Annotated in this window: 25 protein-coding genes, 1 pseudogene and 1 riboswitch; of the genes and pseudogenes, 3 read left to right on the top strand and 23 right to left on the bottom strand. The window is 42.7% G+C overall.

Going from position 1 to position 26,989, the window contains the following annotated elements; translation table 11 throughout:
• The first annotated feature begins 527 nt into the window (after positions 1 to 527).
• The gene (locus AB3329_RS04920; RefSeq protein ID WP_368394620.1) at positions 528 to 1,313 is read left to right on the top strand and encodes an ABC transporter ATP-binding protein; all 786 of its coding nucleotides are present in this window, start codon (positions 528 to 530) and stop codon (positions 1,311 to 1,313) included.
• Positions 1,314 to 1,475: 162 nt separating this feature from the next.
• Here the strand turns inward: AB3329_RS04920 and mnmM are convergent, their stop codons facing one another.
• The 4 genes from mnmM to AB3329_RS04900 all read right to left on the bottom strand — a co-directional run bounded on the left by mnmM (position 1,476) and on the right by AB3329_RS04900 (position 4,425).
• Positions 1,476 to 2,021 (bottom strand): tRNA 5-(aminomethyl)-2-thiouridylate-methyltransferase MnmM, encoded by a 546-nt coding sequence (mnmM, locus tag AB3329_RS04915; RefSeq protein ID WP_368394619.1) that lies wholly within the window; start codon positions 2,019 to 2,021, stop codon positions 1,476 to 1,478.
• A gap of 68 nt (positions 2,022 to 2,089) precedes the next feature.
• A complete protein-coding gene (mnmL, locus tag AB3329_RS04910; RefSeq protein WP_368394618.1) occupies positions 2,090 to 3,007 on the bottom strand; it encodes a tRNA modification radical SAM protein MnmL/YtqA in 918 nt (305 codons plus the stop codon).
• Between the two features lie 180 nt (positions 3,008 to 3,187).
• Entirely contained in the window at positions 3,188 to 3,844 is a 657-nt protein-coding gene (locus AB3329_RS04905) for a phosphatase PAP2 family protein (protein WP_368394617.1), read from the bottom strand.
• 23 nt (positions 3,845 to 3,867) lie between these two features.
• The gene (locus AB3329_RS04900) at positions 3,868 to 4,425 is read right to left on the bottom strand and encodes an ECF transporter S component (RefSeq protein ID WP_368394616.1); all 558 of its coding nucleotides are present in this window, start codon (positions 4,423 to 4,425) and stop codon (positions 3,868 to 3,870) included.
• A gap of 76 nt (positions 4,426 to 4,501) precedes the next feature.
• Positions 4,502 to 4,705: riboswitch (FMN riboswitch) on the bottom strand.
• 1,339 nt (positions 4,706 to 6,044) lie between these two features.
• Here AB3329_RS04900 and AB3329_RS04895 point away from each other — a divergent pair.
• Together AB3329_RS04895 and galU are read left to right on the top strand one after the other, a co-directional pair.
• Positions 6,045 to 7,061 carry an NAD(P)H-dependent glycerol-3-phosphate dehydrogenase gene (locus AB3329_RS04895; RefSeq protein WP_368394615.1) on the top strand — a complete coding sequence of 339 codons (1,017 nt, stop codon included), beginning with the start codon at positions 6,045 to 6,047 and terminating at the stop codon, positions 7,059 to 7,061.
• Between the two features lie 69 nt (positions 7,062 to 7,130).
• Complete coding sequence (gene galU, locus AB3329_RS04890) at positions 7,131 to 8,027, top strand: UTP--glucose-1-phosphate uridylyltransferase GalU (protein WP_368394614.1); 897 nt, start codon at positions 7,131 to 7,133, stop codon at positions 8,025 to 8,027.
• Between the two features lie 79 nt (positions 8,028 to 8,106).
• On the opposite strand, the gene AB3329_RS04885 is transcribed toward galU, so the two are convergent.
• The 19 genes and pseudogenes from AB3329_RS04885 to AB3329_RS04795 all read right to left on the bottom strand — a co-directional run bounded on the left by AB3329_RS04885 (position 8,107) and on the right by AB3329_RS04795 (position 26,862).
• Entirely contained in the window at positions 8,107 to 8,784 is a 678-nt protein-coding gene (locus tag AB3329_RS04885; protein ID WP_368394613.1) for a rhomboid family intramembrane serine protease, read from the bottom strand.
• Positions 8,781 to 9,311 (bottom strand): 5-formyltetrahydrofolate cyclo-ligase, encoded by a 531-nt coding sequence (locus tag AB3329_RS04880; protein WP_368394612.1) that lies wholly within the window; start codon positions 9,309 to 9,311, stop codon positions 8,781 to 8,783. Before AB3329_RS04880 ends, AB3329_RS04885 begins: the two co-directional genes overlap by 4 nt.
• Positions 9,312 to 9,642: 331 nt before the next feature.
• Positions 9,643 to 10,770: an N-acetyldiaminopimelate deacetylase gene (locus tag AB3329_RS04875; RefSeq protein WP_368394611.1), complete on the bottom strand. Its 1,128-nt coding sequence runs from the start codon at positions 10,768 to 10,770 to the stop codon at positions 9,643 to 9,645.
• A 90-nt stretch (positions 10,771 to 10,860) separates the two neighbouring features.
• Positions 10,861 to 11,559 (bottom strand): 2,3,4,5-tetrahydropyridine-2,6-dicarboxylate N-acetyltransferase, encoded by a 699-nt coding sequence (gene dapD, locus AB3329_RS04870; protein WP_368394610.1) that lies wholly within the window; start codon positions 11,557 to 11,559, stop codon positions 10,861 to 10,863.
• Between the two features lie 444 nt (positions 11,560 to 12,003).
• On the bottom strand, positions 12,004 to 12,351 hold the full coding sequence (locus AB3329_RS04865; RefSeq protein WP_368394609.1) for a hypothetical protein: 348 nt from the start codon (positions 12,349 to 12,351) through the stop codon (positions 12,004 to 12,006).
• 199 nt (positions 12,352 to 12,550) lie between these two features.
• Positions 12,551 to 13,582 carry a glycoside hydrolase family 3 N-terminal domain-containing protein gene (locus AB3329_RS04860; protein ID WP_368394608.1) on the bottom strand — a complete coding sequence of 344 codons (1,032 nt, stop codon included), beginning with the start codon at positions 13,580 to 13,582 and terminating at the stop codon, positions 12,551 to 12,553.
• A gap of 240 nt (positions 13,583 to 13,822) precedes the next feature.
• Complete coding sequence (locus tag AB3329_RS04855) at positions 13,823 to 14,503, bottom strand: fructose-6-phosphate aldolase (RefSeq protein ID WP_368394607.1); 681 nt, start codon at positions 14,501 to 14,503, stop codon at positions 13,823 to 13,825.
• Between the two features lie 492 nt (positions 14,504 to 14,995).
• Positions 14,996 to 15,361, bottom strand: coding sequence for a PTS glucitol/sorbitol transporter subunit IIA (locus AB3329_RS04850; protein WP_368394606.1), 366 nt, complete (start codon positions 15,359 to 15,361; stop codon positions 14,996 to 14,998).
• Positions 15,362 to 15,394: 33 nt separating this feature from the next.
• On the bottom strand, positions 15,395 to 16,411 hold the full coding sequence (gene srlE, locus AB3329_RS04845; protein WP_368394605.1) for a PTS glucitol/sorbitol transporter subunit IIB: 1,017 nt from the start codon (positions 16,409 to 16,411) through the stop codon (positions 15,395 to 15,397).
• Positions 16,412 to 16,446: 35 nt separating this feature from the next.
• Positions 16,447 to 16,992 (bottom strand): PTS glucitol/sorbitol transporter subunit IIC, encoded by a 546-nt coding sequence (srlA, locus tag AB3329_RS04840; protein ID WP_067064371.1) that lies wholly within the window; start codon positions 16,990 to 16,992, stop codon positions 16,447 to 16,449.
• A gap of 23 nt (positions 16,993 to 17,015) precedes the next feature.
• Positions 17,016 to 17,507 (bottom strand): transcriptional regulator GutM, encoded by a 492-nt coding sequence (locus AB3329_RS04835; protein WP_368394604.1) that lies wholly within the window; start codon positions 17,505 to 17,507, stop codon positions 17,016 to 17,018.
• On the bottom strand, positions 17,507 to 19,369 hold the full coding sequence (locus tag AB3329_RS04830; protein WP_368394603.1) for a BglG family transcription antiterminator: 1,863 nt from the start codon (positions 19,367 to 19,369) through the stop codon (positions 17,507 to 17,509). The genes AB3329_RS04835 and AB3329_RS04830 overlap by 1 nt, the downstream gene beginning before the upstream one ends.
• A 678-nt stretch (positions 19,370 to 20,047) precedes the next feature.
• Complete coding sequence (locus AB3329_RS04825; RefSeq protein ID WP_368394602.1) at positions 20,048 to 20,848, bottom strand: SDR family oxidoreductase; 801 nt, start codon at positions 20,846 to 20,848, stop codon at positions 20,048 to 20,050.
• Between the two features lie 350 nt (positions 20,849 to 21,198).
• Positions 21,199 to 22,542: a glucose-6-phosphate isomerase gene (locus AB3329_RS04820; protein ID WP_067064378.1), complete on the bottom strand. Its 1,344-nt coding sequence runs from the start codon at positions 22,540 to 22,542 to the stop codon at positions 21,199 to 21,201.
• 252 nt (positions 22,543 to 22,794) lie between these two features.
• Positions 22,795 to 23,697: a helix-turn-helix domain-containing protein gene (locus tag AB3329_RS04815; protein ID WP_368394601.1), complete on the bottom strand. Its 903-nt coding sequence runs from the start codon at positions 23,695 to 23,697 to the stop codon at positions 22,795 to 22,797.
• A 70-nt stretch (positions 23,698 to 23,767) separates the two neighbouring features.
• Positions 23,768 to 24,069 (bottom strand): annotated as a pseudogene (locus AB3329_RS04810) (IS4 family transposase); the annotation flags it as partial.
• A 183-nt stretch (positions 24,070 to 24,252) separates the two neighbouring features.
• On the bottom strand, positions 24,253 to 24,972 hold the full coding sequence (locus tag AB3329_RS04805) for an ABC transporter permease (protein WP_368394600.1): 720 nt from the start codon (positions 24,970 to 24,972) through the stop codon (positions 24,253 to 24,255).
• Positions 24,965 to 25,801 (bottom strand): ABC transporter ATP-binding protein, encoded by an 837-nt coding sequence (locus AB3329_RS04800; protein WP_368394599.1) that lies wholly within the window; start codon positions 25,799 to 25,801, stop codon positions 24,965 to 24,967. Before AB3329_RS04800 ends, AB3329_RS04805 begins: the two co-directional genes overlap by 8 nt.
• A 161-nt stretch (positions 25,802 to 25,962) precedes the next feature.
• Positions 25,963 to 26,862 carry a helix-turn-helix domain-containing protein gene (locus AB3329_RS04795; RefSeq protein WP_368394598.1) on the bottom strand — a complete coding sequence of 300 codons (900 nt, stop codon included), beginning with the start codon at positions 26,860 to 26,862 and terminating at the stop codon, positions 25,963 to 25,965.
• Positions 26,863 to 26,989 lie beyond the last annotated feature (127 nt).

The following is a 26,989-nucleotide window of genomic DNA, read 5'->3' as shown; positions in this document are numbered from 1 at the left end:
TGACGATAAGCTGGCTATTTTTAATCCTGCTGTCATCAAAAAAACATCTTTGCCTTTTCGTCTGCCGTCTGTTGGACTTAAAACTTCAACCAGCCTTTCAGGCAGCTCTGCTCTAGCTAAAGGGCCAATCCTTACCAACTCCTGTTTGGCTATACCTTTTTAGATATGCTATAATGAAAAAGACTAAATTGAACACGCCCTAAGAGCTGTGCAAAAAAGATATGCTAAATTTAGAATTGATTTCAAGTTAGCTAGCCGTAGCCGTCTGAAGGCTTTGTCGTCTTAGCAGCCGACCGCACCCTTCTAGCCGTCCTGGCAGAGGTGCGCCTACGAAATCACAGATTTCTGGCTTACCGTCATTTTTGCTTTGCTCTTTTAACGGGCTTTGTATCTTGTGAATTGAACACGCCCTAAGAGCTGTGCAAAAAAGATAGCCCTCCCTTGAGTCTTTAGTGACTCCTCGGTCAGGCTCCTATTTTTGCTTTGCTCTTTTAACGGGCTTTGTATCTTGTTTAAGGAGGGGAAGGATGGCGGTTATTTCTCTGAAAAATGTCAGCCTTATCAGACAGAATCAAACACTTTTAAAGAATCTTAACTGGACAGTAGAAAGAGGGCAGACTTGGGCAGTTTTGGGGCTGAACGGTTCTGGAAAAACGACATTGCTCAAACTCCTCATGGCCGAATATTTTCCTTCAGAAGGGGAAATGGAAATTTTAGGGCTGTCCTTTGGACAGGGGGACATAGCTGAAATCCGTAAAAAAATCGGTACTGCCGGTTCTTTTATCGCTGAACGGCTGCCAAAGCAGATGCTGGCAGAAAAAATTGTTTTGACCGGTAAATATAAATCCAGTATCCTCTATAAAGCCTACGGCGAAAAAGAGCTCGGTGAAGCAAGAGAAATGCTGACGATGCTCGGCGGCAGGCATTTGCTGGGACGGCCTTATGCCAGTCTCTCACAAGGCGAAAAGCAGCTCCTGCTCATTGCCCGCAGTCTGATGGAAGAACCGGAAATCATCATTTTAGATGAGGCGACCAGCGGTCTGGATCTCTTTGCCCGGGAAAAACTCTTGTCGCAGATTGAAGGCATTGCCAACCTGCCCAAGGCACCGACTCTGATTTTTGTTACGCACCATGCCGAAGAAATCACTAAAAGTATGGATCATATCCTTCTGCTGCGCAGAGGTGAAATCATTGCTCAGGGTAAAAAAGAAGACGTCATTACTCCTCATGTACTGGAAAATTTTTATGAAAACCCCGTCAGCATTCTGCCCATTGATAAGCAGCGTTTCTTTATCAAACCGGAAATCAAATAAAAAGCGGCAGCCTTTGATCTGCACCCCAAAAGTTAAGCATAAAATCTAATGGGTGCAGATTACTTAAAAACTGTCGCTTTTTATTAAAACAGGTTTTGCATCTTGGGCATTGATACGGGCTAAGTCCATGTAAAAATAAGAAGCAGCCCTGTATTTTATATCTTATTTTAACTTTTCAATCATGATTAAAAAAGGCGGGGTATTGATTTGGTTTAAAGGCTGGTAAAGCATAGTTGAATATTGGGTTTGCGGCAAACTTTTTACAAAAGTCAAAACAGCGTCTTTTTCTTCAGCACCGCCTCTGTGCCCATGATAAACCATCAATGCTGCCCTCCCGCCGATCTGCAGACAGTCCAAAGTTTTCTGCAGGGCTTGCAGGGTTGTTGCCGGTTTTGTCATAATCGATTTATCCGTTTTGGGCAGGTAGCCCAGATTAAAGATAGCAGCATTGATAGATTCAACGTAACGGTCAAGATGCTCATGCCCGTCTAAAATAAGCTGAACATTCGTCAGCCCTGCCTCCTGCAGCCGGCTTTGCGTCTGCACAACCGCTTCTTCCTGAATATCAAAGGCATAAACATCCTTAGCTAAACGGGCTAAAAAGACCGTATCGTGCCCATTTCCCATCGTCGCATCAAGAGCGGTACTGTTCGCATCCAGTACCTCTGCCAAAAATTCATGAGACAAATCAAGCGGTTTTTTAATCATAAAAGCTCCTTTTTGTTTAAACCATGCAAGCTCTTCTCCTTCTTGCGGTCTCTCAAATTGCGGCATGCTCATAAGCGACAGCCTTGATAAGAGCCTCTGGCTTCCATTTCCTGATCTATGCTGTTGAGGACTTCCCATTTATTCAGGCTCCACATCGGACCAATCAGCATATGCCGAGGAGCGTCCCCGGTAAGGCGGTGAATCACAATGTGTTTAGGAATGATTTCCAGCTGATCGCAGATAATTTTGATATAATCATCTTGACTGAGAAGCTTCAGGCGCCCTTCATGATAATCGCGCTGCATACGTGTATTAGTCATCAAATGCAGCAGATGAAGTTTGATGCCCTGAATGTCATTATCTGTCACACAGCGTCTGACATTCTCCACCATCATTTCTGCTGTTTCACCCGGCAGGCCGTTAATCAGGTGCGATACAATTTCAATCTTGGGGTAGCGGCGAAGCCGTTTAACTGTTTCAACATACAAATCATAGGAATGAGCCCGGTTAATCAGGCGGGAAGTTTCTTCATAAGTTGTCTGTAAACCGAGTTCAACCGTCACATGCATCCGCTCTGATAATTCTGCCAAATAGGCGATCGTCTCGTCCGGCAGGCAGTCCGGTCTGGTCCCAATGTTGATGCCGATCACACCCGGTTCATTGATAGCCTGCTCATAGCGCTCGCGAATAACATCAAGAGTGTCATGCGTATTCGTAAAATTTTGAAAATAGACCAAATATTTTCTGACATCCGGCCATTTACGGTGCATAAAATCCACCTCGCGGTAGAACTGTTCACGGATTGGTGCATCAGGTGCCACGATAGCATCTCCAGACCCCGATACTGTACAGAAAGTACAGCCACCATGCGCTACCGTTCCGTCGCGGTTGGGACAGTCAAAGCCGGCATCAATAGGAACTTTGAAAATTTTTTCACCAAATAGCCGGCGGTAATAAGCATTTAATGTATGATAGCGTTTGTTCATATTTTTATTATAGCACTTCTATTTAAAAAAGGAGAGTGAGGGAAAATCGTTACCGATTTGTCCTTACTCTCCAATTTTTGGTTTGGACTGAAATCATCATTGAAGCAGTCCCCTTGTAAAAGGAAAATATTCTAAGCCTTAGAACTGCTTTTACAGGCTGAAAATTTCCAGCTGCCAACCCTATCTTTGCTTACTTTGAAAGCGCCAGATGAAGCGTCTCTGTTCATAAAAAGGATAAAGAAAGGCAAGCAGAGCCGCCGCAAGCAGCCAGCCGCCCACAATATCTGAAGGATAGTGAACCCCCAAATAGATACGAGATAGGCCGACACTAATCAGCAGCAGGGCTAAAAACAGCTCTAGGCCATATTTCAGCCAAGTGTTCTTCAGCCTTTGTGCTGCAATAATCATCAATGCCCCCAAAATAAGGCAGGTCGAGGCAGCATGCCAGCTGGGAAAGGAAGGACCCATAGGTTTCTCAATCAGATAGAGCAAGTCTGGCCGAGGGCGCTGGTATAAATACTTAAAAGCCGTTGAGAAAATAAGTATCAGCAGCAAATTGCCTGCCAAGAAGCAGGCTTCAGTCCGCCATTTTTTAACCAAAGCAAAGAAAAGAGCACATAAGACTGTTCCTGCAATAAGAATGGAAGGATTGCCAACGACGGTCACTGTTTTGAAGTAAACTGTCAGAAAATGAGGCAAATCCCCTCGCAAGCCCGTCTGAACAGCGGCGTCAAGCTCTGCCAGAGTCTCAGGGTAAAATCTGACCAAATAGCCCAAAGCCATAAAAAGAAGCAAAGCAAAGGAAGCCAGCATCAAATACGTCTGTTTATTTTTCATAACTGTTATTATACCATAAAGGTCTATAATTTCTTTAAAACAGGCTCTAAGCAAGTATATAAAAGCAAGAAAGTCACAGCAAAAATAAGACCCTCAAGCAGGTTGAATGGAATGACCATGGCAAACAGATAATTCCCTAAGCCTAAAAGCGCATCAATATCAAAATGAGCAAATCTGGCATAAAGCGGTACAGCGTAAATGTAATTGAGAATGAACATTGCTCCGGTCAAGCCGAGTGTGCCTACGACTGACCCTGTAATATAGCTTTTAACCGTCCGCTTTTTATTCCAAAGCAGAGCCAGAGCCAACACGAAGAGGCCGAGAGCCACAAAATTCATTGGCAGACCGATTAAGGTTGAAACTCCGCCATTATTTAGCAAGAGTTTAAGAAGCGTCCTGATGATTAAAATCACGTAAGCACTGCTTAAATCAAAAATGACCAGACCGAGCAGAACAGGCAATATCGAAAAATCAACCTGCAAAAAACCAGCCGCCGGAATCAAAGGAAACTGAATATACATCAGCAGAAATGAAAGAGCTGAAAGAATGGCAATATAAGCCATTTGCCGTGTTTTAGTCATAAAAAATTCCTCCAATTTTTAACAATTGGAAGAAGTCCCAAAGAGTATTATTTTGCCGCAGACAAAACAAAAAGCCCTTCGTCTTCTCCCATCCAGACTTTACTGTCGGTTGCGGAATTGCACCGCATCAGCTTGCGCTCGCGGACTTCTTCCCGTTTCATATTCCTGCCGCTTATTTTTAAGCATCAGCCCTGCAGAAATACCCTGCAGGCCATCAAGCAGGAACAGTAAACGAAAAGTCACCGCCGGTCGGGAATTGCACCCTGCCCTGAAGACATTTATAGAATAACAAAATTAGGAACAGTTGGCAATAGTTAAGACCTAAAAATTGGAAGCGTAAATAAGCGGGCCGAAGTCAGGAACCGCTGTTTTGTCCTATAAAAGCGGCGGTCCTTAATTTAGACGCTTTTGCGCTGACAACTTAAACAGATATCTTTTTATTTCCAGTAAAATCTCATACAAAAGCGGCGGCTATGTTATAATGAAATAAACATGGATATTATTAGCCCAAACCTAAGTTAATGGAAAAGCGGTCTGTTTAGGAATTATTAGTAAAAACACTATCAGACACCTTTGTATCCAACTATATTGATACAGACTTAGGTATTCTGGGAAACTGAACACGGGTTAAAATTCCTAGCGAAAAAGACAAGGCTAAGTTTAGAATTGATTTCAAGTTAGCTAGCCATAGACGTCTGAAGGCAGACAAAAATCCTAGTCTCCCAAGTCATTGCTTGTAATATAAACAAGACGCAGTAGCCTAGCGGCATTTTAGTCGCTTTTTCAAAGCTTTAAAATGTCTGCTAGGCCTTGCGGGGGCGAGACATCGAACTTTACGGTCTGTGGTTCTGTCTCGCTCCCTAGTCGTTCTAGCAGGGGTGCGTCTGCGAAATCAAAGATTTCTGGCTTACCGTCAGCCGTAAACGTCTGAAAGCTTTGTCGCCTTAACAGTCGACCGCATCTTTCTAGTCGTTCTGGCAGAGGGGCGCCTACGAAATCAAAGATTTCTGGCTTACCGTCAGCCGTAAATGTCTGAAAGCTTTGTCGCCTTAACAGTCGACCGCACCTTTCTAGTCGTTCTGGCAGGGGTGCGTCTGCGAAATCAAAGATTTCTGGCTTACCGTCAGCCGTAAACGTCTGAAAGCTTTATCGCCTTAACAGTCGACCGCACCTTTCTAGTCGTTCTGGCAGGGGTGCGCCTACGAAATCAAAGATTTCTGGCTTACCGTCAGCCGTAAACGTCTGAAAGCTTTGTCGCCTTAACAGTCGACCGCACCTTTCTAGTCGTTCTGGCAGAGGGGCGCCTACGAAATCAAAGATTTCTGGCTTACCGTCATTTTCATACGGATTTTTATACGGGTTTTGTAGCTTGGTGGAACTGAACACGCCCCAAGAGCTGTGCAAAAAAGATAGACTTCCCTAGAGTCTTTAATGACTCAGCGGTCAGTCTCCTATTTTTGCTTTGCTCTTTTCACGGGCTTTGTATCTTGTTAATTGAACACGCCCTAAAATCCTAATGAAAAAGATGCCTGCCATCGTGATGCCAGCATCACTTGTCAGTCCCTATTTTCATACGGATTTTTATACGGGCTTTGTATCTTAATATAAGGAGTGTAGAGATGTCTAAACAGAAAATTGCCGTTTTAGGTCCCGGTTCGTGGGGAACAGCCCTGGCGCAGGTCCTTAATGACAATGGTCATGAGGTTTGCCTCTGGGGAAACCTGCCGGAACAGATTGAAGAGTTAAACAGTCAGCATAAAAATACGCTGTACTTTAAAGATATCGTACTGGATGACAAAATTAAAGCAACCCTTGATTTAGAAGAAGCCCTCCGTGATGCAGATGCTGTTCTTTTTGTAGTCCCAACAAAAGTTACTCGACTGGTTGCCAAACAAGTCGCCGAATGTTTAGATCACAAGGTCGTCATGATGCATGCGTCTAAAGGTCTGGAGCCTGGAACTCATGAGCGCTTATCCGTTATTTTAGAAGAAGAAATTCCATCCGACCTTCGCAGTGACATTGTCGTTGTTTCCGGTCCCAGCCATGCAGAAGAGACCATTGTCCGGGATATCACCTTAATCACTGCTGCTTCAAAAGATTTAGAGGCCGCTAAATATGTGCAAAAACTTTTCAGCAACAGTTATTTCCGGCTTTATACCAATACTGATGTTATCGGAGTTGAAACAGCAGGGGCACTGAAAAATATTATTGCTGTCGGAGCAGGAGCTCTGCACGGTCTCGGTTATGGGGACAATGCCAAGGCAGCTGTCATTACTCGCGGCTTAGCAGAAATTACCAGACTTGGTGTCAAACTGGGCGCTGATCCTCTGACTTACAGCGGTCTTTCCGGAGTGGGCGACCTGATTGTTACCGGAACCTCGGTTCATTCCCGCAACTGGCGGGCAGGAGATGCACTGGGGCGCGGAGAAAAATTGGAAGATATTGAACGCAATATGGGGATGGTTATTGAAGGAATCTCAACTACTAAGGTTGCTTATGAAATCTCCCAAGAACTTGGGGTTTATATGCCTATTACAACAGCTATCTACAAGGCCATTTATGAAGGAGCTGATGTTAAAGAAAGCATTCTCGGCATGATGTCCAATGAATTTCGTTCAGAGAATGAATGGCACTAAATTGTAAGACAGCTACTGAAAAAATGAGAAATATGGTATAATAAGCCTAGCAGTTTAAAGGAGTTTTTTATGAAAAAAGTCAGAAAAGCAGTGATTCCTGCAGCTGGTCTTGGAACACGTTTCTTACCTGCAACCAAAGCCCTCGCCAAAGAGATGCTGCCTATTGTGGATAAGCCAACTATTCAGTTTATTGTTGAAGAAGCCTTGAAATCAGGTATTGAAGACATTTTAGTTGTTACCGGTAAGTCAAAGCGTTCTATCGAAGACCACTTTGATTCCAATTTTGAATTAGAATACAACCTCAAAGAAAAAGGAAAAAATGATTTATTAAAATTGGTCGATGAAACCACTGGTATCCGCCTCCACTTCATCCGCCAGAGCCATCCGCGCGGACTGGGCGATGCCGTTCTGCAGGCTAAGGCCTTTGTCGGCAATGAACCTTTTGTGGTCATGCTGGGCGATGATCTGATGGATATCACCAGCAGTCAGGCTGTCCCTTTAACCAAACAGCTCATAGAGGACTATGAAGCAACCCATGCCTCTACTATTGCTGTCATGCAAGTCCCTCATGAAGAAACAGCTGCTTACGGCGTTATCGCTCCTCAAGGCGAAGGGGTCAACGGACTGTACAGTGTGGCAACTTTTGTTGAAAAACCTCTGCCGGAAGAGGCGCCGAGTGATTTAGCTATTATCGGCCGCTACTTGCTGACTCCTGAAATCTTTGATATTCTGGAAACCCAAAAACCAGGTGCCGGAAATGAAGTTCAGCTGACCGATGCTATCGATACGCTCAACAAAACTCAGCGTGTTTTTGCTCGTGAATTTACCGGCAACCGTTACGATGTCGGTGATAAATTTGGTTTTATGAAAACCTCTATTGATTATGCTTTGCAGCATCCTCAAGTTAAAGATGATTTAAAAGACTATATTATCAGTTTAGGACAAAGCCTGTCGGATCAGGCCTAATCTTTATAAAAAGCCTCTTTGGGAATCAGAACTACCGTCTGATCTCCAAAGAGGCTTTTTTTTGTAAAAGGGCAAGGCATTATCCCTGAGAAAAGGCAGCAAAAAGCATAACGACCATCAAAACCAGATAAACTAAAAGAGCTGATAGGCGCTGAGTTCTGCTGAAAGCATTTGCCTCATAAAGGGTTGGCAGAAAAACAGCACACAAAGCGCCGCCTATCAAACCACCCAGATGGCCTGATAAGCTAATACCTGGGGTGATTAGGTTAAAAACCAGATTCAGCACTATCAATACAACATAAGAACGTCCCAGCTGGCGCAGCATCGGGTTAGCTCCAAAATAACCAATAATGGCAACCGCTGCAAACAGACCAAATAAAGAAGTTGATGCTCCCGCTTCAACTACTGACGGTTCAAAAAAGAAAACAAAAATATTGCCGGAAAGACCTGCTAGAATATAGAGCAGCAAGAAACGGCCCGAACCCCAAATCTGTTCAGCTATCCTGCCGATAAAATAGAGAGACAGGGCATTAAAGATGAAATGCTCCCAGCCGATATGGACAAAAATCGGTGTGATTAAGCGCCATGCCTGACTCGGAAAAATTTTCAGAATTTCCCCGTACAGACCGCCAAACGTTATCACCGCCTGCACTGAAGTTGCCTGTCCAAAATACAGCAGCTGCATCAATACAAACAGCAAACAAGTCAGTGACAATAAAAATAAGGTAACTGGATTTCTTTTAAATTCTTCTTTCATTGAGAAAAAACCTCCATTACTGCAATATCATGCTCATCTTCTTGAAATTCAATCCTTTGCCGGGCATATATCGTACTGAATGTCCTGCCCTTAAAATCCGCCAAATAGCGGTCATAGTAACCCTTACCGTAGCCGATACGAAAACCTTTCAGATTAAAGGCCAGCCCGGGAACATGTATCAAATCGATCTCTGAAGAAGCAACTGCCTTCTGGCTGTTGTCCGGCTCCAGAATACCAAATTGACTTTTCACCAGACGATCGGGATGATAAGGAGCAAACACCATTTCTCCCTGCGGCTGAGTCCGAGGGACAAGAATTTTTTTGCCATCTTTGACAGCTCTTTCTATCAGGAGCTGGGTGTTGTATTCAAAAGCTAAAGCCATATAGGTCGCGATAACTCTGCTGTCTTGGTAGGCTTTTGACCGTATGACCTTTTCCAGCAGCAGCTTATCAAGCCCTGCTTTTTCTTTTCGGCCCTGAGCTTTTAATTCCTCAATGAGTTGCTGTCTGATTTCTTTTTTGTTCATGATAATATCATAACATAAAGTCTGTTTGATTTTAAAAAAATATAATCTAACAGTTTATTTTAAGGTTTCTTTAAGCTTTCCCTGATAATATATAGTTATCCTAAAACGGCGGCTTGAAAAAGCTGCCGGGAAGGGAATAACCTTACCCTAGTTATTTCCTTTTTCATAAATCTCCTGGGCGTAAGCAGACATGCTTACGCCCTTCCCTTTTATCTTTGAAGCATCCCTGACAGCAATAGCTGTCAGGGATGCTTTTTTGTCGTATAAAGAGCTGTTAGAAAGACAGCTCGATAGCTCTAAGACTTCCCTTTATTTCTCTTTAGAGCGCTGTTTAATTTGCCTTGCTTCTTAAAAAAGGAGCAATTGTTTGAACGGCAAAAGATAAGGCGTCTTCTTTTGGACTCATTTTAGGATGGTGCAGTGGATAGGGCGTATCAACCCCCAGCCAGAACATAACACCGGGCACTTTATTCAGAAGGTAGCCAAAATCCTCACCAGTCATAGCAGGGGCACAGTCAATCAGATTGACCCCTTCCTGAGCAGAGAAATATGCCATCAGCCGGTCAGCCAATTCAGGGTCATTCTCTACTGGCAGATAACCTAAGGGGTTAAGCTCCAAATCCAGTTTAAGGCCAAAAGAGGCAGCAATCCCTTCTGCTATATCACGAACCCGCTTTTGAACATGTAAACTCATTTCTTGAGTTAAAGCTCGAATTGTTCCGTGCAGGGAGGCTGTTCCGGCGATAACATTATTAGTTGTCCCGGCATGCATAGAGCCAAAGGTTACTACTGCTCCTTCAATCGGATCAACACTGCGGCTGACTACCGATTGAACCTGAGTGATAAAATAACTTGCTGCAACCAAGGCATCGTTAGCCGTATGCGGAAAAGCCGCATGACCGCTCTGACCGGTAAAAGTGATTTTCACCTCACAAGTACCGGCAAATAAGGTACTGCGGTTAGTGGCTATATCTCCGACCTTCAGATCAGGACGCACATGCAGGCCGTAAAATTCATCCGGCAGCCAGTCACCAAATGCGCCGTCTTCATACATCAGCATCCCGCCGGCCGCATTCTCTTCTGCAGGCTGAAAAAGAAAAAGCAGGTGATGCTTTGGCTGAGCCTGCACCAAATCATCTAACAGCCCCAGGGCTATTGTCATATGCATATCATGACCGCAGGCATGCATACGGTCGGCATGAAGTGATTTAAATTTAAGACCGGTCTCCTCAACAATCGGCAGACCATCAATATCCGTCCGCCAGCCGATTATTTTGCCCGGCTGATGACCTTCCAGAAATACCAGAATCCCTGTCTGCCATGTTTTGATATGCACAAAATCCTTAGAGGCTGTTAAATCCTTAATCCTTTTGAGCAAAAAATCATGGGTTTTAAATTCTTGCAGGCCAATCTCTGGTATTTGATGAAGGGCACGCCGGGTCGCTTTTAAATCAATCATTTTTTACATCCTCCGGTAAAATCAAGGGCATCAGCCTGATTTTTCCTGTTCTGACAGCTTTTTAGCTTAACTAAGTAAAGACAGCGAAATTTAAAGGCTGCGTAAAGCATCCTCCAAGGCTGTTTTTTGCTGGGTTTGCTTATCAATTTTTTTGATAACACGTGCCGGTACACCGGCCACAACAGTATTTTCCGGTACATCCTGAGTGACTATGGCACCAGCAGCAACTACCGACCCGCTGCCGACTTGAACTCCTTCAAGCACAACCGCATTTGCCCCCACAAGAACGTTATCACCAACACGGACAGGCTCGGCACTGGCAGGCTCAATTACTCCGGCAAGGACAGCACCGGCACCGATATGACTGTTTTTCCCAACATAAGCACGGCCTCCAAGAACTGCACCCATATCAATCATACTACCGGAACCGATTTCAGCACCAATATTGATGACGGCACCCATCATAATAACAGCATTATCTTCGATTGTAACCTGATCTCGAATAATAGCTCCTGGCTCAATGCGGGCATTAATGTGACGTGTGTCCAAAAGCGGAACAGCCGTGTTTCGCCCGTCCTGCTCAACCACGTAATCCTGATTTTCAGTCAAATTTGCTAACAAAGGAACAATATCCTGCCAATCTCCAAAAAGGACATTGCCTAACTTAAGAACATTGTCCGGCACAGCAGCAGCTAATTCACCTTCAAAGGTCACTTTGACCCGTGTGTGCTTCTTGGCATTCCCAATAAACGCGATAATTTCCTGTGCAGTCATCTTTTGTGCAGTCATAACTCCTCCTCAAAAACAAGATACAAAGCCCATAAAAAGAACAAAGCAAAAATGACGGTAAGCCAGAAATCTTCGATTTCGTAGGCGCACCTCTGCCAGGACGGCTAGAAGGGTGCGGTCGGCTGCTAAGACGACAAAGCCTTCAGACGGCTACGGCTAGCTAACTTGAAATCAATTCTAAACTTAGCATGTCTTTTTTGCACAGCTCTTAGGGCGTGTTCAGTTCAAATAAGATATAAAGGCTGTCTGAAAAAAGCAGCAGCCAAGGATACAAAGGGAGGCTGCGCTCTCGTCCAGCCTCAGCCATTTTACAGTTTAAACAAACCTTGCTAAACAATATCTCTATTATATCAAAATTCCGACAATTTACTTGGGATTTTAGATTATAATTTAAAAAATCATAAATAAAAAAAGTCAGCCTCAAATTAGGACTGACAGTTTAAGCTAGGCTGCAAATTTTTTCAGTGTCCCCAGATACAGTGAACCACCGATAATAGCGAGAATACCGCCTATCCAGCCAAAAAGTGGGATAAGAGCTAGAGCGCCGCCGACAATCATCAGCACATTGGGCGCATTGCCGACTCTGGCATCATCTTTATAGTAAACCGCTCCTACAATTCCTAAGATAAGAATAGCCAGTTTCAGCAGGAAAATAAGCGCCGTAACAATCCCCATCAGAGTATCTGAACCTGTCGCAGCAGCTCCAAAAACAAACCAAATACCAAGCAAGAGAACAATACCTCCGACTAATCCTACAATACCGTTTATTAATGCCAGTGTTTTTGCATCCAAAGTAGTAAACCTCCTTATAGCCGCCTGCAGTGGGCAGCTTATCATTTTAAAACTGTTAAGCCTTCTGGCCAATAGTTTGCGTTAAGATATTAAACTAACAAACCGACTGAGTCCCATTATGCTAAATATCTATAAAAGCTATTATATAAGGAGTCGGGGGAATTGTCAATTACGTTTTAAATCAGCCGAATAAGCAAAGCTACTTCCCTCGCCTTTTAAGCAGGCCCAAATCGTACTTCCACGCTAAAATGCGGCTGACAGATTCATCAAGTCGGTCTTCGCTTAGATCTCCCGCTTTAACTTTTGCAAGAAGATAGGCGATTTGACTGGGATATTTGGAACTCATAATCATATCTCCGCCAGCTTGGACAACTTGATAAGCGGCTTCTTCCTGACTGGTGAATTTATTTAAAGCAGCCATGTCCATATCATCTGTAATGGTTACGCCGTCAAAATTCAGGTCTTTTCTTAGAATAGTATACATCTTTTCAGATAGAGAAGCCGGAACATCATCAATAGATGTGACTATGTGATGGCTCATCAGAACGCTGTCTGCTCCCTGCTCAATCCCAGCAGCAAATGGTAAAAAGTCAGCTGATTCAAGCTCTTCAAGGCTGCGCTGGTCATAAACAAGATCAGTATGCGTGTCAGCATTATTGCCATAACCGGGAAAATGTTTCAGTGTTGAAGCAAACTGCTCCTTTTTTAGAGTTTCCACAACTGCTGCAACATAGTTGGCTGTCGTTTGTTCATCCTGCCCCAAAGTTCGTTCATAGATAAAAGCCTCTCTTTCAGTTGCAACATCAGCAACAGGAAACAAGCCAGCCGTTATGCCGACTGATTTTAAAAGCTGGGCTTTAGCAACTGCATCATCAACAACAGCGGGCAGCCCGCCTGTTTGATAAAGAACCATAGGCGATTCGAAATCTTCAGACAAAATAGGACTAATCCGTGTTACAAGCCCGCCCTCTTCATCTGAAGCGATAATCATAGGGATAGCCGAAACTTCCTGATAGGAAGCTGTCAACGCCCGAATATCATCTAAGTGGCGTCCTTCAAAATCGCGGCTAAACAAGAGGTAGGCCCCCAAATGGTAAGTTCTGATATCATCGAGAGCTGACTCTTCTGGTACTCTGGCAAAGAAAAGCTGACCGACTTTCTCCTCAACGGACATTTCTGCAAGATAAGCAGCAACGGTCTTTGTTTTGGCTGATTCTACATCAGGCTGCACAGGAAGTCTTGATGTCCCGGCAGGTGTTTGACAAAACCGAAGGCCTATATAGCCTAGGCTAATCAAACTGAAGATGCTGACTAGTGTTATTATCCTCTTCATAGCTATTAGTATAACAGAAAATATACAAATTCACACAACAGGCCAATAAAGCCGGCCCACAGTCGGCCGGCTCTATTCTTATTCTTGATTTAAGCTTATCTAATATACTGAGGCACCAATACTCTAGACAGAGAAGCTTTATAAATCTGCAATTATTTTTCCCACACCAAAAACAGCAAACCAATCATTTCTGAAGGCCTGTACAGCCTGATTGACTGAAGGAAGAGTCAAGGCCTGTTCGAGGAGCTCTGGTGCCACGGTAACAGCCTGCCCTCCAGCTTCCAAAGTTCGATTGATTTGCTCGATATTTTTGTAACTGGCTCCTAAAATCTGTGCTGAAGAAGCTGTCCGGTTAATCTCATCTGCTATTGCAGCAATCGTTGCGGCTGCATCACTATTTAGGTTTTCCATGCGGTTATAATAAGGCGCTACATAATCCGCACCTGCTGCAATAGCCAGATAAGCCTGCATTTTAGAATAAACGGCCGTAGCCGTGGTATGAACACCAGATTTACGCAGTAGTTTAATCACTTTTAGACCTTCGGCAGTTACAGGCACTTTAATGTAAACATCTCTGTCAACCTTATCTAAAACAGCATCTGCTTCTGCCAGCATCTCTTGAGCTGTTAAAGCGACAACTTGAACATGCAAAGACTGGCCTCTGCCAATAATCTGGCGAATCTGACGCAAATGAGCAAAGAAATTTATTCGTCCCTCTTTTTTTATAATAGAAGGGTTTGTTGTTACTCCTGATAGAGGCAAAAAATCCTGATACAAGCGGATGGCCTCCAAATTGGCTGTATCCAGCATTAATTTCATTCCGTTCCTCCTAAAGATACAAAGAGCGTATAAAACGCAAAAGGAAATAGGGGACTGACCGCTGAGTCACCAAAGACTCTGAGACAGACCATACTCACAGAGCAGTCACATTCGTAGGTCAGCTTACGCTTCCTGCGACTGCGTCTCTTTTCCTGCAGCGTTTAGCCCGTGTCCAGTTCCAACAAGATACAAAGCCGGTTTAAAAATCCGTATGAAAATGACGGTAAGCCAGAAATCTTTGATTTCGTAGGCGCACCCCTGCCAGAACGACTAGAAAGGTGCGGTCGACTGTTAAGGCGATAAAGCTTTCAGACGTTTACGGCTGTCGGTAAGTCCGAAATCTTTGATTTCGCAGACGCACCCCTGCCAGAACGACTAGAAGGGTGCGGTCGGCTCCTAAGACGACAAAGCCTTCAGACGGTTACAGCTCCTAAATTAACATCCGGAACTAAACCGAGTGTACGTTTCGCTAATACTTGGCTTCTGTTTTATTTATGCAAACAGCTGAATGACAGTGCCTTCCTTGAGTTCTAGTTCTGCCTGAGGTGCAACATGCAGGGTTCCAGGAAGACTTTCTTGAGGCGACCCGTCCAAGGAAACAGTAATATGGCCAAGGCCGCGTAAATTTTTCTCAACAACGCTGCCAACAGCTGTAATCTCGCAGTTAACACCGTCAACAACCAGACGGCCGCCAACGGGGATAGAGCCGGTTAAATTTTTATTATCAATTTTATAGCAGTATTCTGCTAAATCATCAGGTGCTTCCTCCCCGAAAAGAATCAGCATGTTAGCATCGGTAATCATTCCTGCAGCTTCCGGACCGACTGCAAGTACAGTTGCTTCAAAAATTTTTGTCATCTCTTTCATCCTTTCTCATCATTTAAGCTCATTCTATTGGTAAAGGCCAATGCTGGCAATCCAAGCCACAATAACACGAGGCACGCCGTTTAAAAAGCGAGAATACAATACGGACGGCACACCAACTTCAACTGTTTCTGATTTTGCTTCAGTCAGACCAAGGCCAACAGGGATAAAATCACAGCCATTTTGCGTATTAATAGCAAACAGAGCAGGCAAGGCCATTTGCGGCGGAATATTGCCTTTGCCGATTTCTACACCAATCAAGGTTCCGACGATTTGTGAAATAACAGCGCCCGGTCCTAAGAGCGGCGATAAAAACGGCAGGGAACAGACAAAACCGACCAAAATCAAGCCCCAAATATTACCGGCAAGCGGAGCAAGGAGGTTGGCGATCCAATCGCCGACACCGGATCCGTTAATAACACCGATAATCAGTGATACAAAGGCCATGAAAGGCAAAATGGTATTAAGCATGGTCTGAATCGCTTCACGCGCCGCCTGATTAAAGGTCGCAACAACCTTGCCGGCTCCCATACCAATGCGGGCAATAAAACTCGATTCAGCTCGCTGTTCGGTAATTTTTTTACTTGTATCATAGCCAGACCCTGCCTCCGCCTGATCTGCCTCTTTTTCTTCCTCTGCTTGAGATGATGGTGCAGAGGCTTTAGCATCAGCATCAGCCAGGGAAATCTGTTCAAGACCGACTGCCGATACATAGATATCTTCTGTAATGTACTGTGCCAGCGGTCCGCTTTTACCAGTCGGCACAATATTGATAGTAGGAATATTTTTCTTTGGATAGATACCGCAGCGCAAAGTTCCGCCGCAGTCAATAATCGCTAAGGCAATTTCTTCATCAGGAATGGAAGTCTTAAATCCATTTACGGCTTCCATGCCGGTCAATTCAGCAATTTTATCCACAATATCCGGCTTTTCACCCCCGCCAGTTACATAGATAAATTTGTGTTTTTCTTCTGTCGGTGTAATGGTTAAGGGACCGCCAAAGCCGCCGTTGCCTTTAACAACTTTTATACTTTTATATGCCATGTTTTTGCTCGCTTTCCTTTCTTTAGTGCTGTCTTTTACAGTTCAACCGTTTTACTCAGAGTCACGCCCTGCTGTTTTGCTACAAAGGCGGTCGTAAAGTCTGTCACCCAGCCGCCGACAAAATTCATAATCAAACCAACCAAAAGATAGCGAATTGCTAATTCCATTTCATTCAGACCTAAAGTTTTAATACCTGAGGCAATCCCCATCCAAACAAACAGTTCCCCTGGGTTAATATGGGGGAAAACACCATTTGAAGTGTGGCAGAACTGCATTTGAGCTGCAATAAAGCTAGGTTTATAATATTCAGGCAGGAAACGTCCCATACTCATAGCCATCGGGTTCCCCAGCATAAAAGCAGCTATAAAGGGCAAAATCATATAACGGGTCAGCGGATTCTTAGCTGACAGTTCTCCCAGCTTATTCATCCTTTCTTCACCAATTAAAGCGATAATCGCATTCATGGCAACAAGTAGCATAAGAACAACCGGTACAATACTAGTCATCCAGCCGATAAAGTTCTCTCCGCCCAGCGTGAAGAGATTCATAAAGCCTTCAGCAAAATCTGTAATATAATGCATTATATCCTCCTTATTTCAGGCTTTTAGCCCGATCTTTTTTTATTTTTTAAATGTAATTTTAACTGCGCCGGCAGTAATTTAACCTGAGCCGCTAAATTGGACAGCGGTGCCGGCTGAGGTGTTTCTTCATAATTACCGGCTTCTGTCCTCAAAAAGATTTCTCGTGCATCTTCAATAGCTGTCTGCAGCAGTTTATTTTCCTGCCGGACAAGCGGGTTGTAGCGGTCAAAGTAGTGGATATCCTGACCAATATAAGCCGGCATTGGTTTGAAGTGTGCAGCGATTGTCACCCCCTGCATCCTTTTAGCATCCAGCACCTTGCCTGTTTTATCAATAGCAAAGAGAACAATAGTGCCTGATCTGATTTTACCAGCCCGGCGTCCGATAGCCACGCGTCCTTGACGCCGCATAGCTGCATAAACCTGATTAAAATGCTTAATTTGTCTCAAACCAAGAAAAATTTGGATAATATAGGCCGTCGTAATCAATAAACCTAAGGTAATGATTGGATTCATTAAAACACTCCTTTATTTTTCGATAAAGCCAGCAAATCGTCTTCTGTCTGTATTTGACGCAAGGCCTCTTTCAGCTGATTATCATTGGCTGCTCTGAAAATATCGTCATATAAAGTCAGCAGCTCTGCTTCTGTTTCCTTTTCCACAGTATCAGGGATAGCAACCATGAAAATAAATTCAGCTTCTTTATCGTGCGGCTTCTGACCTTCTACAACTCCCAGCATCATAATTGTCTTCTGTTTAAGACGGTTGATTGTGTGCGGAAAAGCAATGCCGCCGCCAAATACTGTTGGCTGCTTGTTTTCCCTTTCCAGCAGCCGGCTGCTAAAATCCTGATCAACCAGATTCTGTTCGGACAGCAAAGCAGCCATCTCTCTCAGATAATCCTTATAGGGACGCCCTTTAGGCAAACGGATATATTTTAGCATAACCGTTTCAAGATTCTTTTGCTGCAAAGCATTAACCCTTTGCCATTCTGTCTGCAGCCACTGGTCATCAAAAAGATTAGTAATGTGAATAACCGGTGAACGAAGCTGAGGAAATTTGAGCGGAACCGTTGTAAAAATAGCAAAATAGTTATCATCCGACTGAGGATTAAAACTCTCTTCCGAATAATGTACAATCTCAATGTCACTCCCCAATACCCGGCTCAGCTGGCGATGAATCATGGCTGCAGTCCCTCTTCCTGTCGTACAGACCACCGCTATTTTCTTAGGTAGTCTTGACTGAGCAGTCTCTTGCTCCCGCACGGCCATTTCAAAATAGAGAGCTAAATAGCTTATTTCAGCTGCTGAAAGCGGGTAGCCAAAGTAATCCTGAAGTTCACCCGCGGCAATCTTTGCCATTTCAAAAGCCAAAGGATATTTACTTTTAACCTCGCCATGAAAAATGTCAGTGATTTGCACATGAAAAATCAAACGGTTAATTAAAAATGTTAAATGCCCCCATATCTCCTGATATAATTTTTCGACATTAAAATCCACATTCAAAGCTGTTTGAACTCGCCTAATCACAGTTTGAAAAAAAGTCTGCAAAGCTGGATCATTGACGTTCTGGTATGGCAGACCGGAAATAAACTGTATATTGAGCGGAAAAGCCAGAAAATCCTGCTCAAGCTGACTGAGAGAAATCTGATAAACCAATTCGATGTGATAAACTAATTTCTCAATGATTTCAGCATCCTTTAACCCATTGCTGTAATAAGGAATTGCTTGATTCAAGTGCTTCTTATGCTTAATCCTGCCAACAGTAATAGCTATAACTTTAGCCAGCAAGTCCTGTGTCCTTCTGGGCAGCTGATACTGATGATAAAGATCCTGCAGAAAAATCCGCGTATCCTGCTTTAAAATGGCAGTATCAAAATAAGCATAGACATTATGACAGTAAAAGAGACGCAAATTCAGTTCATCTCCTTCAATCTCAATCCCGCGATTCGGCCTTCCTTTAACTGAAATACGATAATCGGCAGCCAAATCCTTAACCTGTTTGAGATCTTTGTTAATAGTCGTACGGCTGACCGCAATTTCTTCTGCTAAATCATCAATCAAAAGTGGTTCAGAACTTTTCAGCAATCTTTTAATAATATAAGAGACCCGTTTCCCCGATGAATTAAAATCACTTTCCTTGCGCAAACTTCCTGATAAGATTTCTTCTAATCGTGTATAGTCCAGAACATCAATATAAAGCTGACTGCCTGTCTGTCTGATTTGCACATCCCCGTCTAAAACATCATTTAACTGTCTAATACTCGTCTGCAAAGTTTTATAACTGATGTCTAATAAATCAAGCATATCGTCAATCGAAAGCTGGGGCTGCGCAGCCAATGCGTTTAAAATCTGATACCAACGATTAACTAATGCCACATCTACCTCCTTAACCAAGATACAAAGCCCGTTAAGAACGCAAAAGGAAAATAGGGGACTGACTGACGAATCGCCAGATTCTAAGTCAGGACATCTTTTTCCCGCAGCGTTTAGGGCGCGTTCAGTTCATCAAGATACAAAGCCCGTTAAAAACGCAAAAGGAAAATAGGCGGTAAGTCCGAAATCTCTGATTTCGCAGACGCACCCCTGCCAGAACGACTTGAAGGGTGCGGCAGGCTGTAAAGACTGCAAAGCCTTCAGATGTTTACGGCTGGATAGTAATGAAATCAGCACTCAGCTTTACTAGTTTTTTCCCGCAGCGTTTAGGGCGTGTTCAATTCACAAGATACAAAGCCCGTTAAGAACGCAAAAGGAAAATAGGCGGTAAGTCCGAAATCTGTGATTTCGCAGACGCACCCCTGCCAGAACGACTTGAAGGGTGCGGCAGGCTGTAAAGACTGCAAAGCCTTCAGACGTTTACGGCTGGATAGTAATGAAATCAGCACTCAGCTTTACTAGTTTTTTCCCGCAGCGTTTAGGGCGTGTTCAATTCACAAGATACAAAGCCCGTTTAAAAATCCGTATGAAAATAAGGGATGGCAAGTGATGCCTAAGCATCACGATGACAGCCATCTTTTTCACTAGGATTTTAGGGCGTGTTCAATTTAACAGCTGATCTTACCCGCGCGTTTTACCGCCGGCTACATTAGTTGTAATCCCCGTAATATAGCTTGAACGGTCTGACAGGTAGTAGGCCACCAGATCAGCAACCTCACTCAATTTACCGCTGCGGCCAAGCGGTGTGGTGCTGATTGATGCATAGCCTGCACGAATCTCATCAACTGTTTTTCCTCTAGTATAACCGAGCGCCTCTTCATATGCAAGCGTTCTCAGACCAGTTGCTTCCATAATCCCCGGAGCAATTCCGACAACACGTACACCGTATTTCCCCAGCTCTTTTGCCCAAGATCGTGTATAGCTGTATACGGCAGCTTTTGTAGCAGCATAAGCACTCTGACCTTCCGAACCTTCCAGACCAGCCTCTGAAGCCATATTAATAATAACTCCCTTTCGCTTGTCAACTAAGATTCTGCCGACAGCCTGGCTGACCAAATACAGTCCTTTCTGATTAATCATGGTAATTTTTTCGAAAACAGCATCGTCCAGTTCATATTGGCCGTGAGGATCTTTAGGATCAACCAGAAGTCTGGGAATATTGATACCGGCATTATTGACTACAGCATCAACTGTGCCAAAACGTTCAACAACAGCAGCAACTCCCGCTTCAACTTCATCCCGCGATGTCACATCAACCTTAACAAAAAGAAGATTATCATGTTTAAGCTCATTGTCTGCAATATCAAAATTAGCCACATTGACATCCAAAGCCAGCAATTCTTCCACAATCGCTCTGCCGATTCCCGATGAAGCTCCGGTAACGATAACCGTTTTTCCCGCAATATTTAACCAATCTGCCATAAAAAACTCCTTTACTAAACTAAGAAACAAAGGCCGTTAAAAACGCAAAGTAAAAATAGGAGACTGACCGCTGAGGCACCAAAGACTCTAGGGAAGTCTATCTTTTTTATACAGCGTTTAAGCCGTGTTCAGTTCCACTAAGAAACAAAGCCCGTAAAAAATCCGTTTTTTGCACAGTCCTTTGTTCTGCATTAGTTTATTTTTATTTTATAGCTTTATTATAAAGCGCTTACAGAAAAAATTAAGACGGCCTTTTTTCTTTTGGAGCGAAAAAATGTGTACTAATTTTAGTCCCAAAAAACCGAACCTCAGTGCTGAAGTTCGGTTTCTTTAATTATAACAGTGTTGAACTATAGGCGTGAATTCAAGTCTTCTGCTAAGTCTTCAAAGCCCGGTTTGCCCAACAGAGCAAACATATTTTTCTTATAAGCCTCAACACCTGGCTGATCAAACGGATTAACCCCGTTGAGATAGCCGGAAAGCGCAATAGCCAGCTCAAAGAAATAAATGGTGTAACCAAGCGTGAATTCATCCTGTTCAGGGAGAGTCAGGAAGAGATTAGGGACACCGCCGTCTGTATGAGCAAGAAGCACGCCATCTGTTGCCTTTTTATTAACAAAATCAACATCTTTGCCTTGCAGATAGCCCAAGCCGTCAAGGTCAGCTGATTCTGTCGGAATAGTGATGTTTTTGCGCGGCTTATCTACACGAATAACGGTTTCAAATAAATTGCGGTAACCTTCCTGAATAAATTGACCAAGTGAATGTAAATCCGTGGAAAAGTTAGCTGAAGTTGGATAAATCCCTTTTTGATCCTTTCCTTCAGATTCACCGGCCAGCTGTTTCCACCATTCGCTGAAATACTGGAGCGACGGTTCATAGTTAGCTAAAACCTCAGTGATATAGCCTTTGCGGTAAAGAATATTCCGGATAGCTGCATATTGGTAAGCCGCATTGTCAGCCAGTTTATCAGAAGCGTAATCTTTGCGAGCTGCTGCTGCTCCTGCCATCAGCTGACTGATATCTGCACCTGAAGCCGCAATAGGCAAAAGCCCCACTGCTGTCAGTACAGTAAAACGGCCGCCGACATTATCCGGTACAACAAAAGTTTCCCAGCCATTGGCATCTGCTTCTACTTTAACCGCTCCTTTTTGCCGGTCAGTCGTCGCATAAATCCGCTTGTTAGCTTCTTCCTGTCCGTATTTTTTTACCAAAAGCTCTTTAAAAACTCGAAAAGCAATAGCTGGTTCTGTAGTTGTTCCTGATTTTGAAATCACATTGACAGAAAAATCTTTATCTGCCACATAATCTACAAGATCAGCCAAATAGTTGGCCGAAATCGAGTTGCCGGCATAAAGAATTTTTGGCGCCTTATGATCAGCTTGTAAATTAACAAACGAGCTGTTCAAAAAATCAATAGCCGCACGCGCTCCTAAGTAAGAGCCGCCGATACCGATAACAATCAGTACCTGGCTGTCAGATTGAATTTTTGCGGCCGCTTTTTGAATCCGGGCAAACTCTTCTTTATCGTAATTTTCCGGGAGATTCAGCCAGCCGGTCATCTCCGCACCGGGGCCCGTCCCCTGCCGCAGTGCAGCATCAGCAGCCGAAACCTGCACCTGCATATAGTCCAGCTCATGGGCTGCCATAAAACGATCCGTCACTTTTGAATAGTCAAATGTAATATGGGTCATCTGAGTCCTCCTTTTTGCGTTTCAGTCTCTTTACTATCATACCTCTTTGCGCCTCTTTTTTCAATGATTTGGGTAAAATTTCACAAAAGACCCTTCTTTTTCAAATTATTCTGCAAATCCTTCTGACTGCTTCCCCGCCGGTTTTACAAAAAATGCCGGGTCAATCTGTTTGAAATATAATATCTTAACTGCAGCAAAGATAAGAAACTGACAGAGTCGCAGGCAGACAGGAAGCATGTTTTTTATTACCTTTTAAACACGATCCCCGTTTCTCTCATGGATAAGCTTTCTTTTTAAGAGGACATCATCAAAACTTTCTGCCAGCCAAACAGCTGCATTGTACAGCTCTTCTGCCTTGGTTCTGCATTGTTTGACATAGATATAATATTTGGCCTCAAACATCAGCGTTAAAGGAATCATGCTGTCCTGCCGTGTTTCTCTAATCAAATCATGCATTCGCTTCACTGGTACATCTAATTTTGGGTATTCAGCATGGGACGTATACAGAGCTGATAAATCTGAGAAAAAATTAATCAATTCCAGATTATAGTATTCATCTCCGGAAATTTCCTGCTTCAATGCCCTTGTTTCCATCTTTTGAACCAGAGCCTTATTATAAGCCCCGCTGTGATGCTGAATCAGATAATACTTGGCCAGCAGCAAATCATTCAGTGAATATCTGGGCTTAAGCAGAAGCTCTTTAAAAGCTTCCGCAAAACTGTCTTCTGCAGCCGGTCTCTGTCCCTTTCTCAAATAGTCAAAAATATTATCCAGCAAATCCAGAGTAAAAAGCTCTTCTTCCGGCAGCAAGTTAAAATAATGGTCATAAATCGTTTCGATCAGCTGTATCTTTTCGTCCAAACGCTGAGGGTCGCTGTAGCTGGGGATTTTAAAAAGCCGGTACTTCATCCGAAAATAGCTGTCAGGAAGCAGCATACCGTCTCCTGCCAGCAAAGCTGTTAAATCTACATTTAAAACACCAGCAATATAGTCCAGCTTTAAAAGACTGGGCTGCGATTTCCCCAGCTCAATTCGCTGCAGCTGACGGACCGTTAATTCATCCTCTGTACCGCAGAATTCTTCACGTGTCAGCCCTCTTTCTTCCCTTGCCTGCCTTATCCGCCGCCCAATACCTTCTTTGATTGCCTGATTCATCGATTTATCTCTTTCCAAAATTTTAGATTCATTTTAACACAAATTTCAAAAATATTCCAAATTTTTGCCAGACAGGGAAATAACTAGAGTTTGGGATCTTAGAAGTGATAGCGCTAAAAAGTGTTTTAAAAGCTTGATGTCTAATCTGGTAACGTCGCTGAACAAGGGCAGACTGAGAGACAGGTAAGTCCAAATCAAGCAGTTCTTTAGCTAAGGTCTTGCCACCCGTGGCAAGAATACCCTGAATCACCATCTTCATGGTCAACTGGCTCTTCCGACTGAAATCTTTTTCTGGATTAAGCACAAACTGATTGGCAGCTGCAACAATGTCACTAATACTTCAAGTAAGTGAGATTTAACCTGATTTAGCATGATTTTTCCTCTTTTATTTTTAGTGTAGCATAGAAAAAACTAACCTATCACAAAAAATGTGATAGGTTAGTTAACTTAATATTTATAATATACTAGTGATACATGCGATAGAGGCCTACATAAAGCGAGAGTCTTTTTAGATAAGATTTTTCATCCAATTCAGCTACCTGCTAGTCACAGTTCTTACTTTATTTTTTTGTTATTTTTAATAGCTAGACTATTCAAAATTATCAATAATATAATCCAAGAAAATAATGATAAAATCTGAAGCAGACTCCTATCCCAAGTAAAGTCGTCCCAGTCAGAAAAAAGTTTAGTCATTAAACCCATAAAGCTATAATCCGTTAATTTAGTAACTGTTTTATCTATCGTTGAAACCATGGGCAAAAAGATAATAAATAGCATAGCAGGTAAACTAATTACTTGTGCAGTAACTTGATTCCTACTGACCAAACCGATCAACAAATAAAGCAAGATAACTGCCAGTGCTGTAAGAAATAGTATGCCTATGTAGTTGAGTAACTGCCCCGATAGGCTAACCTCTAATATCATTGGTATCGCTAGAAGAACCAAAAAAGTCAAAACAAGCGGAAAAGCAATAGTTGCAGCAATATATTCACCATTTCTAACCCCACTCAATAATAAAGTGCGAAGGTTATTTTTTTCCTTTTCTTCAGACAGGATAGCACTGATAGGGTTACCGACTGCTAATGTCAGTGAGAAAGGCAAACACAGCATGAGTAACATCCGCATTTGTTCCGTGTTGGCTCCTCCGTCCATGCCATATAAATATTTATAAAAATAAGTGAAGGCAAGGGGGATAAGAATTTGTAATAAAATGCTTTTATTGGATAAAATCACCTGTCCTCGAAGCCAAATTAGAGCTGCCAAGCGTCTAGACATTTAATTTCCCTCCTGTCAATTCAATGAAAATATCTTCTAAACTAGGCTCACAAGAGTGAAGCGACGAAATTTCATCTACTTTTGTTATCTTTGTAAGTTCTGTAAATGGAACTACAGTCGTCTGCCCATCCTGATAAATAATTTTAACTGCTTTGTTCACATTGTATTTCTGAATAAGATCATAAGGATTCCCCTGCTCCACCAACTTACCTTTGTTCAATAAAGCGAGATTATCACACAGCAGAGTTGCTTCATGCATATCATGGGTTGTTAGGAAAATAGTTGTTCCTTTTGCTTTTAAATCCAAAATCAGGCTATGAATGGCTCTTGATGTTGCTGGATCCAAACCAGAAGTTGGTTCATCCAAAAAGATAATCTTGGGCTGATTAATCAGGGCTCTAGTAAGGTGCATGCGCTGCCGCATCCCAGTAGATAATTTTTCAGCAATCGTTTTTCGACTATCATATAAACCTACCATCTTCAATAAATCATCAACAGCCTCTTTGCTAACACCGTAAAATTTACTATAAAAAAGGACGTTTTGATATAATGTTAATTTTTCATAGAAGCCGCTGTTGTCAGTCACTAAACCAATTTCAGCTAATTCTTCCGGCGTTAAAAATTGCGGTTTCTTTCCCAGAACCAAAGCTTCTCCTGTTTCTGGAAGGAGCTGACCTGTTAAGATATTAATGGTTGTTGTTTTACCTGAGCCCGATGGTCCAAGAAAACCAAATATCTCTCCTTGATTAATTGAAAAGTTAAGGCCGTCTATAGCTTTAGTATGATTAAATATTTTGCTAATATTTTTAACTTCAATAATTTTATTCATTACCATACTTCCCTATTTTTAAGTGCCAATCATAAACTATACTGTAAGTGCCAATCCTAATACTGATTTCCAAGTCACTTTTTCATCTCCTCTCAAACTTTATGTCCCTATTATAAAGCAAAGAAAAAAAGAAGAACAGGACATCCATGTCACTATTCTTCTTATTCTTGTAAATTGTTTGCTCTTTCTTTTTTTAGATTATTTATCAAAACCGTGTCGCCAAAATTTTCTGCTAAAGTCAGCGCTAAATCGTAGCAGGACTTAGCTTTCTGAAAGTTATGCCCCTGATAGAGATGGTATTTGGCTTCAAGCATTAATAAGATTGGTTTGTAAACATGCTGCATGGTTTGATTAACCACATCGTCCATTTTATCAAGAGTCGGCTTCATATCAGAATAATCAGCTGATACAACATAGACACCGGCCAATGCAGACAAGGCACCTAAAAGTTCAACATTATAATATTCATCACCAGTTATTTCTTGTTTTAACAGTCTGGCTACAAGATGCTGGAAAGTATCTCTGTCAAAAACAGAATCCTGGCACTGTATAAAATAGTACTTAGCAAGTAAAACATCATTTAAGGAATAGGTTTCTTTTGATAAGAGCTGTTTAAAGGAATCTTCATAAATCTGTTCTGCTGATTCGGATTCCCCTACGGTCATATGGTCAAAAGATTTTTCAAGTAAATCTAAAGTAAAGAGTTCTTCTTCCGGCAGATAGTCAAAATATTGATTGTAAATATCTACTAGCAGCTGCGTTTTTTGGGCTAAACGCTCAGCGTCACCATAAGAGGGAAATTTTATCAGCTTATATTTTTGTTCAAAATAGGCCTGTGGAATCTCCAAACTTTGTTCTCCCAAAAGGCTGGCCATATCAACGTTTAATGTATCTGCCAAATATTCCAGTTTGACAATCGTCGGCAGAGACTGGCCCAGCTCGATACGCACCAGCTGTCTGATAGTCAGTTCTGACTCTAGCCCGCAAACCTGCTCTCGCGATAACCCTTGCCTTTCCCGTTCGGCTCTAATGTTAGCTCCTATAATTTCTTTTGTCTTCATGAAGACTCCTTCACTCTTAACCCAACATTTTTTCTTACCAGTATACCATTTTTAGTTTAATATGATAATGACTTTTTTGTTAATAATCTATTATAAAGTATACCAGTTCAATTTTCCATTTGTGAAA

Origin of the sequence: Streptococcus huangxiaojuni (genome assembly GCF_040930515.1) — a bacterium.
Lineage (GTDB): Bacteria > Bacillota > Bacilli > Lactobacillales > Streptococcaceae > Streptococcus > Streptococcus huangxiaojuni.
The sequence above is the reverse complement of the archived record's forward strand: the minus strand, read 5'-3'. Positions and strand labels throughout refer to the sequence as shown.

Bases quoted from the DNA above. Each gene is read 5' to 3' on its own strand.
- AB3329_RS04835 (WP_368394604.1), bottom strand. From the start codon at position 17,507: ATGAATCCAATCATTACCTTAGGTTTATTGATTACGACGGCCTATATT.
- AB3329_RS04895 (WP_368394615.1), top strand. From the start codon at position 6,045: ATGTCTAAACAGAAAATTGCCGTTTTAGGTCCCGGTTCGTGGGGAACA.
- galU (WP_368394614.1), top strand. From the start codon at position 7,131: ATGAAAAAAGTCAGAAAAGCAGTGATTCCTGCAGCTGGTCTTGGAACA.
- dapD (WP_368394610.1), bottom strand. From the start codon at position 11,559: ATGACTGCACAAAAGATGACTGCACAGGAAATTATCGCGTTTATTGGG.
- AB3329_RS04920 (WP_368394620.1), top strand. From the start codon at position 528: ATGGCGGTTATTTCTCTGAAAAATGTCAGCCTTATCAGACAGAATCAA.
- srlE (WP_368394605.1), bottom strand. From the start codon at position 16,411: ATGGCATATAAAAGTATAAAAGTTGTTAAAGGCAACGGCGGCTTTGGC.
- AB3329_RS04795 (WP_368394598.1), bottom strand. From the start codon at position 26,862: ATGAAGACAAAAGAAATTATAGGAGCTAACATTAGAGCCGAACGGGAA.
- AB3329_RS04880 (WP_368394612.1), bottom strand. From the start codon at position 9,311: ATGAACAAAAAAGAAATCAGACAGCAACTCATTGAGGAATTAAAAGCT.
- AB3329_RS04820 (WP_067064378.1), bottom strand. From the start codon at position 22,542: ATGACCCATATTACATTTGACTATTCAAAAGTGACGGATCGTTTTATG.
- AB3329_RS04855 (WP_368394607.1), bottom strand. From the start codon at position 14,503: ATGAAATTAATGCTGGATACAGCCAATTTGGAGGCCATCCGCTTGTAT.
- AB3329_RS04850 (WP_368394606.1), bottom strand. From the start codon at position 15,361: ATGACAAAAATTTTTGAAGCAACTGTACTTGCAGTCGGTCCGGAAGCT.
- AB3329_RS04885 (WP_368394613.1), bottom strand. From the start codon at position 8,784: ATGAAAGAAGAATTTAAAAGAAATCCAGTTACCTTATTTTTATTGTCA.
- mnmM (WP_368394619.1), bottom strand. From the start codon at position 2,021: ATGATTAAAAAACCGCTTGATTTGTCTCATGAATTTTTGGCAGAGGTA.
- AB3329_RS04875 (WP_368394611.1), bottom strand. From the start codon at position 10,770: ATGATTGATTTAAAAGCGACCCGGCGTGCCCTTCATCAAATACCAGAG.
- AB3329_RS04800 (WP_368394599.1), bottom strand. From the start codon at position 25,801: ATGAATAAAATTATTGAAGTTAAAAATATTAGCAAAATATTTAATCAT.
- srlA (WP_067064371.1), bottom strand. From the start codon at position 16,992: ATGCATTATATTACAGATTTTGCTGAAGGCTTTATGAATCTCTTCACG.
- AB3329_RS04825 (WP_368394602.1), bottom strand. From the start codon at position 20,848: ATGGCAGATTGGTTAAATATTGCGGGAAAAACGGTTATCGTTACCGGA.
- mnmL (WP_368394618.1), bottom strand. From the start codon at position 3,007: ATGAACAAACGCTATCATACATTAAATGCTTATTACCGCCGGCTATTT.
- AB3329_RS04805 (WP_368394600.1), bottom strand. From the start codon at position 24,972: ATGTCTAGACGCTTGGCAGCTCTAATTTGGCTTCGAGGACAGGTGATT.
- AB3329_RS04905 (WP_368394617.1), bottom strand. From the start codon at position 3,844: ATGAAAAATAAACAGACGTATTTGATGCTGGCTTCCTTTGCTTTGCTT.
- AB3329_RS04815 (WP_368394601.1), bottom strand. From the start codon at position 23,697: ATGAATCAGGCAATCAAAGAAGGTATTGGGCGGCGGATAAGGCAGGCA.
- AB3329_RS04900 (WP_368394616.1), bottom strand. From the start codon at position 4,425: ATGACTAAAACACGGCAAATGGCTTATATTGCCATTCTTTCAGCTCTT.